At 43.3% G+C, this 19147-nt stretch carries 14 protein-coding genes and 2 tRNA genes; 9 read left to right on the plus strand and 7 right to left on the minus strand.

What is annotated here, in order from left to right:
- The first annotated feature begins 9 nt into the window (after positions 1 to 9).
- From WHS38_10525 to murB, 6 genes are all read left to right on the plus strand, one after another.
- Entirely contained in the window at positions 10 to 1623 is a 1614-nt protein-coding gene (locus tag WHS38_10525) for a UDP-N-acetylmuramoyl-L-alanyl-D-glutamate--2,6-diaminopimelate ligase (protein ID MEJ5301412.1), read from the plus strand.
- A gap of 30 nt (positions 1624 to 1653) precedes the next feature.
- Positions 1654 to 3099: a UDP-N-acetylmuramoyl-tripeptide--D-alanyl-D-alanine ligase gene (gene murF, locus WHS38_10530; GenBank protein MEJ5301413.1), complete on the plus strand. Its 1446-nt coding sequence runs from the start codon at positions 1654 to 1656 to the stop codon at positions 3097 to 3099.
- Complete coding sequence (gene murD, locus WHS38_10535) at positions 3086 to 4540, plus strand: UDP-N-acetylmuramoyl-L-alanine--D-glutamate ligase (protein MEJ5301414.1); 1455 nt, start codon at positions 3086 to 3088, stop codon at positions 4538 to 4540. The genes murF and murD overlap by 14 nt, the downstream gene beginning before the upstream one ends.
- Positions 4519 to 5682 (plus strand): putative lipid II flippase FtsW, encoded by a 1164-nt coding sequence (gene ftsW, locus WHS38_10540; protein MEJ5301415.1) that lies wholly within the window; start codon positions 4519 to 4521, stop codon positions 5680 to 5682. Before murD ends, ftsW begins: the two co-directional genes overlap by 22 nt.
- Positions 5683 to 5767: 85 nt before the next feature.
- Positions 5768 to 7231 carry a UDP-N-acetylmuramate--L-alanine ligase gene (gene murC / locus WHS38_10545; GenBank protein MEJ5301416.1) on the plus strand — a complete coding sequence of 488 codons (1464 nt, stop codon included), beginning with the start codon at positions 5768 to 5770 and terminating at the stop codon, positions 7229 to 7231.
- A complete protein-coding gene (murB, locus tag WHS38_10550) occupies positions 7228 to 8178 on the plus strand; it encodes a UDP-N-acetylmuramate dehydrogenase (protein MEJ5301417.1) in 951 nt (316 codons plus the stop codon). The genes murC and murB overlap by 4 nt, the downstream gene beginning before the upstream one ends.
- 47 nt (positions 8179 to 8225) lie before the next feature.
- Here the strand turns inward: murB and WHS38_10555 are convergent, their stop codons facing one another.
- The 4 genes from WHS38_10555 to WHS38_10570 form a co-directional block, all read right to left on the minus strand.
- The gene (locus WHS38_10555; protein MEJ5301418.1) at positions 8226 to 9086 is read right to left on the minus strand and encodes a DUF3786 domain-containing protein; all 861 of its coding nucleotides are present in this window, start codon (positions 9084 to 9086) and stop codon (positions 8226 to 8228) included.
- A gap of 88 nt (positions 9087 to 9174) precedes the next feature.
- Positions 9175 to 9252: transfer RNA gene (locus WHS38_10560), tRNA-Pro, on the minus strand.
- A 132-nt stretch (positions 9253 to 9384) separates the two neighbouring features.
- Positions 9385 to 10575 (minus strand): glycosyltransferase, encoded by a 1191-nt coding sequence (locus WHS38_10565; GenBank protein ID MEJ5301419.1) that lies wholly within the window; start codon positions 10573 to 10575, stop codon positions 9385 to 9387.
- An 11-nt stretch (positions 10576 to 10586) separates the two neighbouring features.
- A complete protein-coding gene (locus tag WHS38_10570; GenBank protein MEJ5301420.1) occupies positions 10587 to 11981 on the minus strand; it encodes a lipopolysaccharide biosynthesis protein in 1395 nt (464 codons plus the stop codon).
- A gap of 122 nt (positions 11982 to 12103) precedes the next feature.
- Here WHS38_10570 and WHS38_10575 point away from each other — a divergent pair, with 122 nt between their 5' ends.
- Positions 12104 to 12916, plus strand: coding sequence for a hypothetical protein (locus WHS38_10575; protein MEJ5301421.1), 813 nt, complete (start codon positions 12104 to 12106; stop codon positions 12914 to 12916).
- Complete coding sequence (locus WHS38_10580; GenBank protein ID MEJ5301422.1) at positions 12903 to 13382, plus strand: hypothetical protein; 480 nt, start codon at positions 12903 to 12905, stop codon at positions 13380 to 13382. The genes WHS38_10575 and WHS38_10580 overlap by 14 nt, the downstream gene beginning before the upstream one ends.
- A gap of 5 nt (positions 13383 to 13387) precedes the next feature.
- Here the strand turns inward: WHS38_10580 and WHS38_10585 are convergent, their stop codons facing one another.
- The 3 genes from WHS38_10585 to WHS38_10595 all read right to left on the minus strand — a co-directional run bounded on the left by WHS38_10585 (position 13388) and on the right by WHS38_10595 (position 15379).
- Positions 13388 to 14581: a Xaa-Pro peptidase family protein gene (locus tag WHS38_10585; protein ID MEJ5301423.1), complete on the minus strand. Its 1194-nt coding sequence runs from the start codon at positions 14579 to 14581 to the stop codon at positions 13388 to 13390.
- On the minus strand, positions 14578 to 15273 hold the full coding sequence (locus WHS38_10590) for an HAD family phosphatase (GenBank protein MEJ5301424.1): 696 nt from the start codon (positions 15271 to 15273) through the stop codon (positions 14578 to 14580). Before WHS38_10590 ends, WHS38_10585 begins: the two co-directional genes overlap by 4 nt.
- A 29-nt stretch (positions 15274 to 15302) precedes the next feature.
- A tRNA-Arg gene (locus WHS38_10595) sits at positions 15303 to 15379 on the minus strand.
- Positions 15380 to 15590: 211 nt separating this feature from the next.
- Between WHS38_10595 and WHS38_10600 the strand changes: the two genes are divergently transcribed.
- Positions 15591 to 19010 (plus strand): hypothetical protein, encoded by a 3420-nt coding sequence (locus tag WHS38_10600; protein ID MEJ5301425.1) that lies wholly within the window; start codon positions 15591 to 15593, stop codon positions 19008 to 19010.
- Positions 19011 to 19147: the final 137 nt, after the last annotated feature.

The raw sequence follows: 19147 nt of genomic DNA on the forward strand, positions 1-19147 counted from the left end.
GAAACTCAAATGATGACTCTATCAGATTTGCTTGCGCACCTTAATGCCCTTGGGATCGGGACGAAACTTGTTAAGGGATCCCAAGAAGAAGTTATTACCGGTATAACAACCGACAGCCGCACAGTTAAAAAAGGGGAACTGTTTGTTGCCATCAAAGGAACCCATACTGACGGACATCTTTTTGTCCCCGATGCGACGAGAAACGGAGCCACGGCGGTAATGGTTGAAAGATCGTGGTTGGAAGCAGAAATAAGAAATCCTTCTTTTCTAAGTTCAGGCCCAAATCCCGCCGTCATCACCGTTGAAGATACTCACAAAGCAGTTGCTTTTGCAGCTTCGGCTTTTTACGGTTTTCCCACGGAAAAACTACATCTAACCGGTGTTACCGGCACTAACGGAAAAACTACAACCACAATACTCATTGAAGCCATATATCGTCAGGCTGGTTTTGAAGTGGGACGCATAGGCACCATAGGCTACTGCTGGAAGAAACATCTCATTCAGGCACCACTCACTACGCCAGATCCAATTATGCTTCAGCGGCTCTTTGCTGAAATGGTAACGGACGGTGTGGATCACGTCGTAATGGAAGTTTCATCACACGCCCTTTCGCAAAAAAGAATCTTCGGCTGTTTTTACGACGTTGCTGTCTTTACAAACCTTTCTCACGACCATCTGGATTTTCACAAGACTATGGAGTCTTACTTCGAAGCAAAAAGCCTTTTGTTTTTGGAACATCTGGGAAGGCGCTCCAAATCCAGCAATATTGTTACAACTTCACCTAGCGGTTGCGCTGTGATCAACATTGATGATCCTTATGGAGCTCAACTTTCCAAAATGCTGGAAGGAAGAGATATAAAAATTTTGACCTACGGCATATCTAATCCGGCAAAAATCGCTCCACTGAAATATAAATGTTGTCCTGACGGCTCGTTTGTAAGCATAAAGACCCCTGTTGGCGAAGTTTCCATAGACTCCAGGCTTCTTGGACGGCTTAATGTCTATAACATTCTTGCCGCAGTAGGAGCCGGTATAGCTCACGGTATAGATCTGGACGTCATAGCGGCTGGTATTTCTTCGGTGAGCGGAGTTGACGGAAGGCTTCAGAAAGTTCCAATAGACGCCCCATTCCACGTCATTGTTGATTACGCCCATACTCCCGACGCCATGGAAAAAGCTCTTTCCTGCATACGAGAATGGGCTCCGGGAAGAATCATTACCGTATTCGGCTGTGGAGGCGATCGAGATCCCACAAAACGCCCTCTTATGGCTAAAGTGGCTACGGATTACAGCGACGTGGTCATTGTAACCAGCGACAATCCCAGAACGGAAGATCCCCAGAAAATAATTGAAGACATCCTCGCCGGAATACCACCAGACTGGGTCAGGAATTCCCTTATCGACGAAGATTTGAAGTTGCCGAAAAAAATTTTCTCTGTAGTTATAGACAGGCGAACAGCCATCAAAAAAGCTATTCAGATTGCTAGAGACGGCGACGTAGTGTTTATTGGTGGTAAAGGCCATGAAACCTACCAGATTATCGGGCGGGAAAGGATCCCCTTCGATGATCGGTGTGTTGCAAAGGAATGTTACAGCGAATTAAAGAAGGCGTGCGAAAGATAAGACCCACAACCACAGCGTGAAAAGGTGCGAATGATGGGAGAAAAAATCTGGTCTCTGGATGACCTTTTAAAAGCTACGGGTGGAGAGCTTATTTCGGGAAGCAGGCAGAGGGTTAATTTTTGCGGTATCAGCACAGATTCCAGAACCATTGAGCGGGGAAATGTCTTTGTGGCTCTCATCGGAGAGCGCTTCGACGGACACGATTTTTTAATGGAGGCTCTGGAAAAAGGCGCAGAATGTCTAATAGTCGAAAAACTACCCGACAGTTTCGACATTATGGCGTCAGGAACACGTCATGATGCCCCCATACACATCCCCACCATCATAAAAGTTCCCAGCACTCTTAAAGCGCTCGGCGACCTTGCCCACTATCATCGCTCTTCTTTCACAGGACCTGTTGTAGGTATTACGGGATCAAACGGGAAAACATCCACTAAGGAGATGATAGCCAGTGTTCTTGAAGGTTCCTTCCAGGTGCTGAAAAACCCTATGAACTGGAACAACAACATCGGAGTCCCTCTCTCCCTCCTTCGCCTTGAAGATCACCACACAGCTATTGTGATAGAAATGGGCATAAACCATCTTAACGAGATGGATGAACTCGTAGCCACGGCTGAACCTACAATTGGCGTGATAACAAACATACAGAAGGCTCACCTGGAAGGACTTGAATCGGAAGAACAGATTTTTCGAGAAAAGACCAAGCTCTGGCGCGCACTCCCGAAAGAAAAAGGATGCGCTATTGTGAACCTTGATGATCCATGGCTTTTTAGAGCATCAGAAGATCTCAAGAATGTTGCCATTTTGTACTTCAGTCTTAAAGGAAACGCCGATCTAACCGTAGACGGCGATGTCCAATGCTCCCGCAAAGGCACGTCTTTTATAGCAAGAAGCGGGAAGGATATGGCGGAGGTTAACCTGCCCGTTCTGGGAGAACACTTCGCTCTAAACGCTCTTGCGGCGCTAGCTGTTGGTATTCATCTGGGAATTTCTCTAGAAACCGGCGCAAAAAGGCTTTCTAACTGGAAGCCTGTATCTCATCGGATGGAGTGTCTGGTTCTCCATGACGGATCCGTCATCATTGACGACACTTACAACGCAAACCCAGGATCAATGATTCGCGCAATAGAAACGGTTGCGAAGATGGCTTACAGTGAAAACAAACCCTTCATAGCCGTGATTGGCGACATGAAGGAACTTGGGCACGCATCGGAAGAACTCCACAGGTTAGTTGGACAAAGTCTTGCAGAAAAAAAGCCTGCTGGCATATTTACTCTTGGAAGTCTTGCAAGCTTTATAGCTGAAGAAGGACGTAAGGCGGGAGTGCCTGTTGTAATAGAAGCTATGAATCATTCTACCCTTTTGGAAGCATTAACCGAACACTGGATCCCCGGAGCATGGCTACTCGTAAAGGGATCCCGTTCAATGAGAATGGAACAAATTGTGGAAGGATTGGTTGCCGATGCAGAAACGTAAAGTGCTTGTTGTAGGACTCGGAATTTCAGGAATATCCATCTGCGATGCTCTGGTGGGAGCACACCATAATGTGACAGCCTCACAGGAGAAACACGATGATGCATATCCATTGATTGAGGTCACAGCTACGGATTCCAAGCCGCTTCAGGATTTAGGAATTTCAAAGGAAGTGCTGGATCGACTTTCAAGAGCCGGTTGCCGATTTGTGCTGGGATCAAACGATGTTGGAGACGTAAGACAGTTTCAGGAAATAATTGTAAGCCCGGGTGTGCCGTTAGACATACCTCTTCTTCAGGAAGCCCGAAAACAGGGCATTCCCATCGTGGGCGAACTTGAATGGGCGTGGCGACGGATTAACATGCCGGTTATAGCCGTCACAGGAACAAACGGAAAAACGACCACGACGGAACTGATCGGGGTTGTTATGCACCGTTGGGGAAAGAGAACCTTTGTCGGTGGAAACATTGGTGTGCCTCTTACTCAAGCCGTCATGACCCCCAACCTTTGGGATGTGGCGGTTCTGGAAGTTAGTAGTTTCCAGCTCGACACAGCCGACACCTTTGCTCCCGACATATTTGTTGTGCTGAACATTACCGAAGATCACCTGGATCGCTACCCTTCCTTTGATGCCTATGCTCGCTCCAAGATATCCCCAATTCTGAGACAACAAAAGGGGCAATGGGCTATAGTCAATGGAGATGACGAAACAATCACCAGGCTTGTTCGTGAAAATATCGATTGTGGAAAAATAAAGGAAGATCGGTTGATTTTCTGGAGCCGACGCAATTCCCTGGCTCACGGCTTCATCACCGGAGATATCCTCAATGTAAAACTTCCCGAAAAATATGATTCCCCAATTAGAATATCCCTAGCTAACGAACGCCTTAAAGGCAATCACAACAAAGAAAACATGGCAGCGGCGGCTCTTGCCTGTATGCTCTTTGGCGTGCCACCTGAAATCATTGAAGAAGCCTTTGCGAACTTTTCACCCGGACACCACCGCATAGAATGGGTTGACAGGATAAACGGAGTGGATTTTTACGACGATTCCAAAGCAACCAATGTTGATGCTGTAGTTAGAGCTCTTGAATGTTTCGAAGGAAGACGAGTATGGCTCTTTCTGGGAGGGCGAGACAAAGGAGGGAGCTACGAAAAACTTCTCAAAAAGGCTTCCACGATATGCCGCGGTATATGTCTTTTTGGAGAAGCTCGCCCCCGAATCCTGGAAGCAATAAAGAGCCTTAAACTCGATTCTTCACTGGAGATTCTGGAAGGAGAAGATCTGGAAGAAGCCTTTTCGGCAGTTATTAAGCGAGTGCGTCCAGGGGAAGTAGTTCTGCTCTCACCAGCCTGTTCGTCCTTTGATCAATATCGAAGCTATGCAGAGCGAGGCGATCATTTTAAGCAACTGGTGAAAAGATGGAAAGTCCTAAACAACTGAATGGCGTCGCTATTCGCCAGAGCGATCGAAGCAAAACCTGTGACATTTTATCAGTTGAACTCTGGATTATTGTTGTTTCGCTTCTCGTCTTCGGAATAGTCTTTGTCTATAGCGCCAGCGCTCCCTACGCTATTCGCAAGGGATACAGTAGCTTTGCCTATGCTTTGCGTCAGGGAATTTACATAACAGGATGCCTTGTTATAATGTGGGGCATGCAAAAGATTCCGATAGATAGGCTCTTTCGATATTCCAAGCTACTGCTTTTCATAGCTGTTGTTCTTCTCGCCGGTCTTTTAATTCCGGGCGTTGGAGTAAGCTACAACCAGGCTTGCAGATGGTATCAGCTTCCCGGCGGCATTCATATTCAACCGGCTGAATACGCTAAGGTGATCTGGATCATCTACTTAAGCGACGCCATTACAAGGCGAAGGGAAAAACTCGGAAATTTCTTCGAAGGACTTCTTTTATACACAATACTTACTGGCTTCGTTGCAGGGCTAATCCTGAAAGAACCAGACTTCGGCAATGCCTTTCTTATCGGGTTGATAAGCTTAGTGCTTCTTGCAGCGGCTGGAGTGCCGTGGAGGCATTTTGGAATCTATGTTCCTATAGCCGTTTTTGTGTTCTATTTCTTTTTGTATCGAGTTCCTTACCGTTGGATACGGATTAAAGCAACCTACGATCCCTGGACAAATCCGCTAAAAGAAGGATACCACCTTTTACAGGCATGGACGGGGTTAGGATCAGGTGGACTCACAGGTCAGGGATTAGGAATGGGCATTCAAAAGCTTTCATACATCCCGGAGCCTTTCACAGACTTCATTTTTGCTGTAATCGGTCATGAACTGGGCTTTGTCGGAATTAGCTTGTTGGTTCTAATATTTTTCTTTCTTTTCATGGTGTTAAGGCGGACAATAGATCTTGTCAAAGACTTTCGCAAAAAATTACTGGCTCTTGGCATAACTACTCTTATCATGAGCCAAGCTGTGGGGAATATGGCGGTCGTCGTGGGAATACTTCCAACCAAAGGACTTCCTCTTCCCTTTATTTCCTACGGTGGAAGCAGTCTAATGGCGACCGGCATAGCAATGGGGATCATGTTGAGACTAATCAAAGAGGAAAGGGAAAACACCATTTTTTAATCATCCTGGCAAAGCTGATCTGGCATAAGACGCTTTGGTAGTTTTTACTAACAGGTCATTTAGAATTAAAGGAGGAAAAGGGATCTTGAAGAAATATCCACCGTATCAACACGTTCATTTCGTTGGAATTGGCGGTTCCGGAATGAGCGGAATCGCTGAAGTGCTTTTAAACTTAGGTTACCAGGTGTCGGGATCGGATTTGAAGGAAAGCGATACAACAAGGCGACTTGCATCGCTTGGTGCAAAAATCTATATCGGTCACAGAAAAGAAAACATACATGGGGCTGATGTGGTTGTTTACTCTTCGGCGGTAAAGCCGGACAACCCCGAACTGGAGGAAGCAAGACGACTGAAACATGTGCCCATCATTCCCAGAGCAGAAATGCTTGCAGAGATAATGCGCATGAAACATTCTATCCTTGTGGCGGGGGCTCACGGTAAAACCACCACTACATCCATGATTGGCACTCTTCTTGTTGCGAGCGGATTCGACCCAACGGTTGTTATTGGTGGGAGGTTACGAGCCTGGGGATCTAACGCAAAAATGGGAATGGGAGATTTTTTTGTAGCCGAAGCTGATGAAAGCGACGGTTCTTTTCTTATGCTTTCTCCCACTATTGCAGTGGTCACTAACATAGACCTGGAACACCTGGATTACTACCGCGATATTAACCACATAGCCGAAACTTTCGTAAGTTTTCTAAACAAGATACCCTTCTACGGAAGCGCTATCGTTTGTCTGGACAATCTGATTACGCCAGCCACAATGAAAGCTGGCGGAGAGTTTTGTCCATCTTCTCATTATAACGAGCCGCAAAACTTTATGCGGACTCTAGTATTGCCATTTCTCAAGCGAAAAGTCATCACCTATGGCTTTTCCGCTGACGCCGACATACGAGCCGAAAATATCATACAAAATGGCTTCAAAAGCAGTTACCGGCTTATCATTCAGGGCAATCCTGCGGGAGAGATCCACCTGAATGTTCCAGGCATTCACAACGTGCTGAATTCTCTCGCAGCGGTGGGTGTGGGGCTCGAACTGGGACTGGAACCGGATAAGATAGCCGAGGGGCTCTCGCAATTTACAGGAGTTGACAGGAGATTTCACTTGAAAGGAGAAGCTCGAGGTATAACTGTTCTGGACGATTACGGGCACCATCCCCGTGAAATACAGGCTGTGCTGCATACTATGCACAATTGCTTTCCAGATAGGCGCAAAATTGTTGTTTTTCAGCCCCACAGATATACAAGGACGAAAGCCCTCATGAACGACTTTGCCCTATGCTTTGACTCCTGTAACGTTTTGATTATGACCGACATTTACTCCGCTGGAGAATCTCCTATTCCTGGCGTTACGGGAGAACTTCTAGCAAAAAAAGTTGCCGAATCGAAAACAGAGGTTGTGTATGTGCCCGGTCTGGAAGATGCTATTTACAAGCTTAAACAGATTGTCCAGAGTGGCGATGTGGTGCTGACTCTTGGAGCAGGCAATGTATGGACAGTGGGCGAAAGATTACTGGAACATCTTCAGGACAGTGTTAACTCATGAAAAGCCGGCTAGACCAAATTTTGCGATCAGCCTCTACAACGAAATCGGTGCTGATCAGGGAGAATGAAGATCTCTCAAAGCGAACAACTTTCCGTATCGGCGGAAAAGCGAAATTATTTATTGAGCCTTTTGATGAGATCGCTCTGGGAACTCTGGTTAAATTTTTTCATGATCATCATATTCCCTGGAAGATCATCGGAGCGGGCAGCAACGTGCTTGTAAACGACGAAGGAGTAGAGGAACCCATCGTAAGTCTTCGATCCTTCAAGCATGACATAAACGTGGAGTCAGAAACGGTTACAGTTGCAGGAAAACATTCAAGCCGAAAGATTGTTGTCTCAGTTGACGCCGGTATGAGTCTAAAACAGGTTCTTAGATTATGTGCGCGTTTTGGCTGGGGCGGTTGCGAATTTCTCACTGGCATTCCTGCAACTATAGGTGGAGCTGTTTTCATGAACGCTGGAACATCCGACGGCGTGATGGCGGATATCATTTCTCAAATTGAACTTATGACGCCGTCGGGAGAAATTTTTTCAACCAATGTAAGTGCCTTTTCGCCCGGATACAGATCGTTAGGCATCCCGGAAGGACATATTGTTCTTAAAGCCAGACTGGAGCTTGTTGAAGAAACTCCGGAAAGAGTTTTCCAGCGCATGCGGGCAATCTTTCTAAAGCGCAAGTCAACTCAACCCATTACCCATCCCTCAGCCGGATGTATTTTCAAAAACCCTCCTGCGCCTCATCCTCCTGCCGGATGGCTTATTGATCAATGCGGACTCAAGGGATGCAGAATTGGTGACGCTCAGATTAGCCCAATTCACGCCAACTGGATAGTGAATCTTGGGAATGCCAAATCCCGTGAAGTGAGAGAACTCATAAATTATGCCAGAGAAAAAGTGCTGCAAAAATTTGGAATACGCTTAGAAGAAGAAATCAAACTGTGGTAGGCAGACCGTGGGACGATATCGTCCCTGAGATTACTCCTGAAAGCTTTTTACTTCTTTGCTGCAGCCATAACGTGACGATAAACGACATAGGAAAGAGCAAAAATCTGATCGAGAACGGGAAAATGCCTTGTTATGGTTTCGTCGAAACGGAAGACGACTCTTGGTTCAAATTCTTCATCTCCCTTCCAGAAAATCAATAAAACCGGAACCCTGGGAAAAACCTGGAAAACATAAGCTCTATCGCCCTTGTTCTCTCTAACAGCACCCAAAAGTTGTGCCGCTCTATCAAAGTAAGAAACATCTATCTGAAAAAGCTCTTCAAGTGGTCTTGTGGGAAGCTGATGAGGACCGTAAAAGAACACGTTTCCACCAGGAATATCCTTCTCACCCACCCATTTCCCAACTGGATCGACCGGTTCCGAATGAATGAGATAATGAAGCACTACAAGAGCAAGTTCAAAATCAACCCGGTCATAGGGAAGAGGTTCTACGAATTCTATAACTTTTTCTTTTACCACACAGCGCACGGAACTGGAGAGAAAAGGCACTACGTAAGCTCCCGATGTCTTATCAAAGGAAACTTTTGCTCTTTGGCAAACTTCATCTGGATCTCTGGAAGCAATCTCATCCCACAAGGTGGGATCAACCTGGTCGGGTTCTTCATAAATCCCTTTTTGAGAGCTGTTTTTGAGAACTGAATATATCAATCGTATAGCCTGATGGAATTCAGAACGGGGCACAAGCACCTGTCCCCAGCCTTTTTGTATAACAAACAAACCATCATAGGCTGTTTCTTCAAATGATCTAATCCAGAAGGGAAGCCCCTCCCTTTCCAGAGCATCGGCAACAATGTCGGCTTCAAATCGGTTAGCAAGAGTGTAAACGGGAACGTATGTTTCTTTTTCCATAGGAATGTCCTAAATTGTGTAAAGGGCACACTTTTTAGCGCGCCGCAATGTTTGAGGTTTAATTCGAAAAACTGCAGGAGCTTTTCAGTGGTCGGGGCGAGCGGATTTGAACCACCGACCCCCTGCTCCCAAGGCAGGTGCGCTAACCAGGCTGCGCTACGCCCCGACTGAGCGTGATTCTGCCTACCATATTGTTTGGACAAATGCAAGCTGTTTGTAAGGAAAGCCCTTATCTCCTGTTAAAATCTTTCTTAAGCAGTTTCAAAACATTCGTATGTGCCGTGCCTTTCAAAATTTATCACAGTTGCAATCCGCCAAGAACTTTTTCGGCGCGGCACCTCCAGGAATAGCTATTAACGAGAACCTCTCTGGCTTTGCGTCCCAGTTGAACTCTCAGTTCAGGATGATCCCGCAAAAGAGAAAGAGCATTGCACCAGGCAGCAGGATCATTGGGCGGGACAAGAAGTCCTGTTACGCCTGGTTCTATGACCTCTCGCAAGCTCTCCAGATCTGAAGCAATAACTGGTACCCCTGCTGCCATATACTCAAATAGCTTAAGTGGCGATACATGCCATGCTTCGTCAATGTTTTTGGAAACATTCGATATAAAAGGTTGAGCTGGTAATAGAGCTACATCCATAAACGAGCAGATATAACCAATAAGTGCGTGAGGAATAAAGCCGTAAAACATTACGTTAGGTGGTATAAATCCGTTTTTGATACATCTTCTGTTCCACAAAGCCACTTCATTCTTGTTACCGCCCACAATATGGAAGTTCGCCCAGGGACACAGGTGGACAATCTCTGATATAATCTCCATGCCTTTGCCAGGATAAAGACTGCCCACATACCCTACCTGGAGCCTATCTGGGGGCATATTTGAAAACACACTGCGAAAATGATTTGCTTCATCTTCAAAACCAACGGGAACCGAAGCGTTAAAGTCTTCCGGGTCTGCTCCATCATGAGCCACACACAGCTTATATGACAAATCGGACACGTAAGATGTCTTGTTCCCTTTAAGGAATCCTTCCCTGCTCAAATAGCAAGCCAGCCCTTGAGTAATAGCCACAATTCGTTTGAGAGAGGGCATAGCTATAAGGCGTTTAAGTAAAACTCGTTTCAAAAGAGTTCTCGGTTTTGCGTGAATTTCATAAACAGATGGGATGCCAAGCGTTGCTACTCCGAAACATGCTTCAAGAGAACGGCTATAAACAAGATCAGGAAAATATTTCTTAGCTTCCCAGATGCTACGAATAACATACAAAGGATCAGTTGCAGAGCCATCCCAGGAGGGGATTGGTTTGAGCCCGAATTTATGTTTCACTCTATAATAATCAAAGACAACAGGAAGATCATCTGTTTCGAACTTACCAACCAAAAGCACATCGTGTCCCAGCAATGAGAAGGCTTCACACATTTTCATCACATTTACACTGTTTGCTGCAGTTGAAGGGAACCTGGATCTGGAAAGATAGATAATTTTCACTACTACACTCCCTACTCTTCTTTACCTGAATGTCCTACTAAACTTCTCCAGCCATAATGCTTTCCAATAAGCACAATCTTAGCAAAATATGACACAACAATGTGAACTCCGTAAGCTATAAAAACTCCTCTTAAATCCCACACCCCAGCGGCTAGCCAGGCAAGAATTAAAAACAAGGAATTAGATACCGCCTGGATAAAGAAATTTTCTCTAACAAAACCTAAAGCCACAAAAAGAGGGTTTATATTGTTAAGCACCACAGCTAAACCGGTTATTATCATGTAAACAGCAAATTCTGGAATTACTTCGGCAAATTTTTTGCCAAATATTGCGGGAAGCCACCATGGTGATAAGCCAACAGAAACGGCAAGAATTACTCCAATGACTGGTATGGTAAAAATAAGGCTTCTCAAAGCATTTACTATTGCTACCTGATGAAGTCCTCTGGCTACGTCATTGCTAAAGTAGGGGTATATAACCTGATAGAGAGGTTCCATTGGTTTTTTCAACACGTGACCAATCTGCTGAAAGACTTTGTAAACTCCAGCAGCTTCAACTGAAACAAGAGAAGAAACGATGAACATATCTAGGAATTTTGTCGGAATGTCGAGCGTAGATGAAAGATTCGTCCAGACTACAAAGACAATAAAAGGCTTGAGAGGGGCTTCAAACCTGCTAACGTCTGATGAGTCTTCTATTCTTAGCCATTTTTTACGAAAAACTATCGCAAGAGAACTCAATACAATAAACATATAGCCAAGAATCTCAGACACCAACCATACAAAGAGGAAATGATGAAAATCACCGTTAAATAACCAGACTAAAGTTACTGCTCCAAGTTTTAAGCAGGCGTAAAAAATACGCTGCCAGGCAAGAAGTGAAAATCGTTCTGTAAGTCGCAAAATTCCCGTGGCGGTTCCAGTAAAATTGAAAAGCGCTAAGAAACTGTAAAATTTTATGGCATTCAGGATAGCCTCATCCCATTTGAAAAATCCAGCAACGAAGGGCGCGAGAAAAAAAGCAACAATGAAACCGACAAAAGACGAAAGCAGATCCAGACTAAATCCCACCAGGATATAGCGTCGTAGAGCTTTCTTGTTTTTATTGTGAAGAGCCTCAGCACCAAATCTGATAATGCCTGTCCATGCCTGAAAATTAAAAATTCTATCCACCAGCTTTGCGTAGGTTTCGGCGATAGCGAGAACACCAAAAAGTTCTGGACCGATAGCCCGTATAGTCAGAGTTAAAGATACAAGAGAAATAACCCTTGCGCCAGCATCTCCCGAAAGAAGCACACTTGTATGCTTTAGAAGCCTGTAGCGCAGTATTTCCTTTGGATTTTTAAGGATCTCTCCAAGTTCCCCAATTCGTTCCTTCAAAAAACCGGCATTGGAAATAGGCTTCATCGCTTTCCTGACCCTCAATCCAGGCTTTTTTCTTTGACATACCTAGTGTAACGATGCTATGCCTTATCGGGAGATGCGATATAAATCAAATAGATTTTTGCCGCTACCTGGAAAAAACGGTTATGAGCGAAATTGAAAAAGAACACTCACAGGGACTTAACAGGAAGATAATACTTGCGGCAATAATATTTTTGGTCGTTGTGGAACTTTTAATTTACACCGTTGCAGCGAGTATGTCAGGAATAGAATATCGAGTAGTCATCGAAGATAGAGAAGGTCATGTTCTTTACGAAACTCCAGGCAAACACCTTACTCGATATGAAGAACTAAGCTTTCAAAACAGATATGGTCCTGTGGAAAATTATATTGTGCGAGTAGTTACAAAGGAAAGAGCATTTCCTTTCAGGGCATGGCTTGCAGCATCCATAGGAATTCCCATAGGAGCAATTCTCATCCTTGCTTTCATTATAAGAGGCTACATGACGATATTTGACAACAACAGAAGAAATGAACATCCCAGTTTCAATGATCAGACCATTTTTAAAACATCAAAACTTTCATTTATCGGCTGGATTCAATCACTTTCACTTTTTCATCTTGGGGTTGTTGTCCTGGTGCTTCTTATTGCCTTATGGATCATTCCCAATGCAGTTTCTGAAATTGCTGCAAAAATAGTTTCTTTCATGGAACGGCATCCTGTAATATGCGCCGGGTTTCTCCTTTTTGCCGCGGTTATAGTAGTGTGGGTTATATACTTGAGATATAAATTGTCTCGGGAGGTTATAAGGTATCAATTTGAACTCGCTAAGATGAGGCTCGAGCGAAAAGCTCTGCCTGAATATCAGGAACTTGATCAAAAGCTTCTCGGGAATCCGTCTTCTATTGAACCCAAAGAGATTTCCGACGAAAGGAGAGACCATCATGGGATGGTTTAGAGAGATGTTTTCGTTTGCAAAAAAGAAAGAAGAAAAAGAAGAAGCAAAGCCTCAGAGAGATTACGATGACATCAACAGGAATGTTGGCTACATGTATCTTATCCTGGGCTCCCAAATTGCTCTGGTGCTTCTCATTATGGGCTTTATGATGTTTGTTGGAGCTGTTATTTCCACCCCCTGGTGGATCTTTGCAGCAATTTTTGTCGCAGGATCATCTATATGCTATTATTTTTATAGAAAAGCCAAAAAGAAATGGAATGAGCTTAAAAACGCTCTGAAACAGCTTAATCTCGGAGATAAAAACTACGAAATAAGCATCATGGGCGGTATGCTCACAATGAGAATCGAACAAACTCCCAGACATGTTCTGGAAGCCAAAACAGCGGAACCTCCCAAAGCTTTGCCTGCACCTGACCCCGACATCACTTCCACGGAAGAAATTAAGGGGAGTTCCGTTACTCCATAAGACACTTAAGAAATAACAACCAGTTCTTCTGGGGAAATGTTTAAAGGTTCGGCACCGTCATCGGTAATAAGATAAGTATTTTCGATGCCAGTTATACCCTTACCTGGGATGATAAACTTAGGTTCAAGTGCTACAACCATCCCTTTTTCCAGGACCATCTTCTGCCGATGAGCAATAAAAGGAAACTCATCCACTTCGACGCCCAGACCATGACCAATAAAAGACACACGATTTTCATCGATTCCCATGAAATATGGAGCAAACTGGCTGTTTTCGACCACTTTCATCATAGCTTCGTAGATTTCTCCACACATAGCACCAGGGCGAGCTTCCTTCCTGAAAAATCTATGTAGTTGAAGAGAAAACTCGTGGGCTTTGAGAAGTTCCTGTGGAGGCAAACCCAGGGAAAAATTTCTAGTCTGATCATTCAAGTAACCATGATGACAAATCATGGTGTCCACACTAACCATATCACCATGCCCTATAGTTCTTCTAGTTGAACCTTGAGCAAAGGCAACACTTATTCCCTTACCTCCAGTGGGGGAATCACCATAGGAAGGTAAAGCTGCTTCAGGACCGCTTAGAATATGACCAAAATACATTTCCAGTCTGGGATTACGCAGACGGATAAAGCCCAAATGCCCATTCTTACGGGCAACAGTTTCGAGATTTACACATAAATCCCATTCATCAATGCCATCTTTAAGAAAAGACGGAACAGATTCATAAACAGCGTGAGAAATTTTTGCAGCATCGCGCATTACTTTGATTTCTTCATCGGACTTAACCGCCCTTTGAAGTCTTATAGTCATAGAAACATCTACAAGTTGCGAATCGGGAAAAATGCGATCTTTTAAAAACAGGTAGGTTGAGGCAGGTAAAACATCCATGGATAGACCTACGGAGTTTGGTGTGTTCCCATGAATCTCCTGAACTATATTAGCAAGATCTTTTATACTGCTTACGAGAATCACAGACTTGATGGGAGTTTGTTCAACAGTTCGGGAAAGATTACGACGAACAGCTATTAAAGCAACTCCTTTCGATGAAACAATAAGATATCCATCCTGCACTGTGCCGGTGAAATAAAAGAGATCGGCGTTATGATGAATAATCGCAACGTCTACATTGGCTCTGCTTAAATTTTCCGCAAAGCCATCTATTCGACGAAAAATCTCTCGGTCAGAAAAAATCCTCATTTCGGTAACCTCTTTATAAGGTTACAAAACTCCGAGAAGTTCAAATCCTTAAACGACGGTATAACCAGATCCGCCTTCACAAGTTCTTGCGCTTTAAAAGAATGTTCTACTGCAACCACAAACATGCCCGCACCTTTAGCCGATTCCACACCTGCCGGAGTATCTTCAAAGACAACACACCGGGAGGGGCTAATTTCTTTACCAAGATATTGAACCGTCTGGGTAAGTGCTTTTTGGTAACTTTCAGGGTCTGGTTTGCTCCTTTTTACGTCATCAGCTGTTACAAAGATGCAAAAAAAATCCAGAATACCAAGACACTTTAGAAATGTTTCTACTTCTTTCCTGAGCGATCCTGAAACAACCCCTGCAGGAACGCCGGCTTCATAAACTGAACGAACGAAAGAAACGACCCCATCAAAACTTTCAACCCCTTTTGATGCTTCTTCGAGAAGATAGTCATTTTTCTTCTGAACTAAGGCAGGAATATCCGCTTCGGAAAACGATAAATTGTAATTATGTGCTATGGCTCTGAAAGCGTCTCTGTCATCGAAACCAATGTATTGGTCCACATAGGTCTTGTAATCAAAATAAACCCCATAGATGCTAAGAACCTTCAGGAATGCTCGATAATGCAGAGGTTCTGTATTGACCAAAACACCATCACAATCGAAAAATACGGCATTAATTTTCATAAAACCCCACCAAGAAATTGAACTATGTGTGGTGCCCCCGGCAGGACTCGAACCTGCGGCACCGAGATTAGGAATCTCGTGCTCTGTCCACCTGAGCTACGGGGGCTCGCATAAAAACAAAATTTCTGCCTCCGGATACCATAAACAAAGGGAAAATGGCAAACGGATTTTTTAAGTAGTTTGAAAAGGCAAGAACATGACTTAATGTCTCAACAGCCTTTAATAAATTATGAAGGATTCGTTAAGATTCTTGATCCTTCCACCAGTCCATCTGTATATTGAAAAGGTGATAGATCCATGGGAGACTAGATTACAAAATGAAAAAACATTTAGAACCTTCAAAAGAAAAAAAGCTCGGTAGGGCAAATCAATCCTTGGAAGATCATTTCCTTCTTTCTTCTCGAGATGTTTTCAGCTACTTTCAATACATTCCACCAGAGGAATACACCGCCTTCGGAATAGAAGAAGACGACGTTCCCTTCGGCACATTCGCCGCTTTAAAGCATCCGACCCTGTTGCAAAGCCACTTGGGAGGAAATGCCTACGGAGCCGGACTTTTCGAGCATCGGGTTCTAAACGACGAAGAATTACGGTTTCTGGAATCCATTGATTTAAGCGATCCTGAGTCCCTAAAAAAACACTCTCCGGCTATTAACGAACTATACCGTAAAATGGGCCTTCTTGTTCGTTTATCCCGAAAAGGCATCTTTTACTACCTTATACCCTTTAGTTTCATTGCCCATTACATATTGGATATTCGAATCCGAGTAAAGCTCATACAATCCATTATCCCCGAGATAATAGAAAAAAAAGATCTCAAGATTGGCGTTATGACATCAAGCGATGACATCTTAACCCATGAACTCATAGCTCGCTTTCCCCAACACAGATTTTTAATTCTATCGTCTCTGGACGATTTTTCGACAAGACGAAAGCCTTTCGACGTCTTCATATGTCCTCACCACCCTGCAGAATATTTGATAAATCTTTCCAGTTCGGGATGGATTCCCATAATTGCATCTAAAAAGAAGATGATCCAGTATATAGGACACTTATTTTTGCGTCTCAGGAGAAATTTAAATCCCACTGGAACTTTTGCTCTGGTGTGTCCTATGGTGATTTCAAAAAGAGCTTGCTCACAGAGTAAGATGAGAATCATCTTAGAGAAGTTCTTTGATGCCGAAACTTGGAATGAAATTTTGCCGGATGAATATCAAGGAAATTCAGACTTTCAAATCACTCTATTTCCATTTCTCTGCGTTAGGGCACATCCTAAAAGATCAAAGATTCTAAGGCAAGATATAGAAGAATTTTTACAAAAGTCGCATCTTGTCGGCTGCCCAATCACCCTTGTGGCAGACTATAAAAACACTCTAGACTATGTCACCAACGTGCTCAGTTGTCTGGCAAGGCTTTCCCAAAGCACAGGAATAAAAACAGTGGAAAAAATGCCCCAAATCAGGCATCTCACATCACGGTATAAAAAACTAACAAAAGTTCAAGCTATTATTGATCCATCGCAAACAAAGAGAAAATCGGTAAAGTTTTTTGATTACATTCCCGAGCTTTCTTTGTTCGGGTTTTCCCGCTCCGAACTTCAAGAAATGGGTCTAATCGTAACCGGGCACTCTAGCCTTGGACGAGTCGCTATGGGTAAATATCCTGTTTACACCTTGGAACCACTTAGGAAGCTAGTTAAACAGCAACCATCATACATACATTACCTATATACAATGACCTTAGCAGAATTGGTGACATCCTTGAAACGAGATCTGGTAGAAGCGGAAAAAAAGCGATTAGATCAAATAACAAAAGCTCTGTTGGACGATGATAAATTCAGAGAACTACTCATACCTTTACAAGCCAGTAACTCTGTGGAGAAACTAATTAAAGTAAGCTATGAGCGCATACACAAACTCACAATGACCGAGATAGCAGAAAATGGTGATAAATCAATCATAACACCGGAATTGGAAAAACATCTTATAAAAACCTTCTGTGTAGATCAGAATTTTTTGGAAACGTTCCTGAGAGCAAAACTTCATGGCACGGGACATATCCTTCCTCTTCTTGGCTTCTATCCATCTCTTGTTCTCCTGTGGGCTTGTGTGTTCTTCGGAAAACATATTGTCCAAAAATTCAAATCAGAACCCGATAAGAAGCCGGACTTGGTTATCAATCTTAACCCTATTTTTAGAAATACTCCGCCAGAACACAAAAGAGATCTTGCTGAAAAGCTCAAAAAACATCTATGCCTGGCTGTTACTGAACTTTCTACCCCTCCTTTCCATGAGCTTCTTTACTCAGAAAAAGCCTGGTTTTGGCTGGAATCTAAACTCCATTTTGTCATAGATTCAGACCTGAAAATCGTTAGTGTTAGTTATTTTGATCTCGAAGAATCCGAAAAGATCCTAGAAAGTTTTTCAAAACATCTTGAAGCCAAAAAGGCGAGAACCATTCCGTCAACCATTATTGAAGAAGCTAATCACCACGCACAGAGGATTATGCAATATATCAAAACCACAGCTTACAGGCATGAATGTAAGGTTGATAACACATCAATCATGCCCAATCTAGTGCTACTTGGTTTGTGGAAAAGCCTTTTTGAAAAGCTCCTCTCCCCCGAAGAAGCATATGAAACCCTAGTAATAATCGGCAAAAAAGCTCCTTCTTTGCTTTCTATGTTGATACTTTCTGCTAATGAAGAAAACTTTGATGCCATTGCTAAGGCTTTCATAAGACTTCGTTCCATCACAGAACGGCACAGACTTAGCTTCCAGGAAACAAGCTTGTTCTATGCAATGGCAAAAAGAGAATTTGGTCCTTATGCTGAAGAAAAAATTGGCATTTCTCAAAGTCAATTTCAGAAGATGGAAGAAATGCTTTCTTCTGCTCATGCCGACTTTTTCATATATCAGGCTACAATCATAGCGATGTTAGTCCATCATCTGCCTCATCAAAACATTTCTGAACAGGTCGATTATCTTTTGGGCAATATTTCGAAAGCCAAAATGATATTGGACCATCAAGAAAAAACGGTGAAAAATTATACTTTCACTCTTCTAAAAGCTAGGGAAATTATAAAAGACATTCAAAACGGCAGAGCAGCCCTTATCTGCTTGGATGAACTAACTTCATTTCACAACAGCAGATCCTTCCTGGACGCAATTTTCTTGCTATCCATTGTTCTCGAAAAGGGAATAATGACGGGCGATTTACTAGCTCAGACCCTCAGGTTAAGACAGGAAGTATTAAAAGCATTAGAAAGTAGAAAACCCTGGCGGAATCATTTGGAAGATATAATAATATCCCATGGAGCATCGTTTAGAGCTTTTCCCCCAATATTTGGGTTTTCCCTTGAAGATGACGTGCTTGCCTACGGGTGTTTTCTTAAATCTAACAAGGAACAACATGAACTATCTCTAGATCTTATCCGGGGGCGCTATGTAGCCGCTATTGATCGTATCCTAAGATTTTGTGACTTGTCACCTGTTCAATTCAATGATGTAGTTGAAATAAGTAAAAGCACGCCTATAATTGAACTATATCACAGAAAAGCCCTATCATCTATGGGTCTTGGAACATTCCAAGAACTGGTGACAAGAGCTCAAAAAATCTGCGAAAAGATATTTTCTCTTACCCAAAAACACCGTTTCAATCTGCTATTAAGTTTCGATGAACTAATCAAAGAATCACTTCAAGAAGAAAACAACTCGCTTCAATTCTTACATTTTTAACATCCACGATATATCTATAAATCTCAAGTGATAATATAACTATAACGCCAACAAATCCATTTCATTTAAATGAACCAAAGCCTATAAGAGATCTTCCTTTAGAACGTCATCTCAATATGACGATCAAAACTAAATCC

It is taken from the genome of Thermodesulforhabdaceae bacterium (genome assembly GCA_037482015.1).
Taxonomy (GTDB): Bacteria; Desulfobacterota; Syntrophobacteria; order Syntrophobacterales; family Thermodesulforhabdaceae; genus JAOACS01.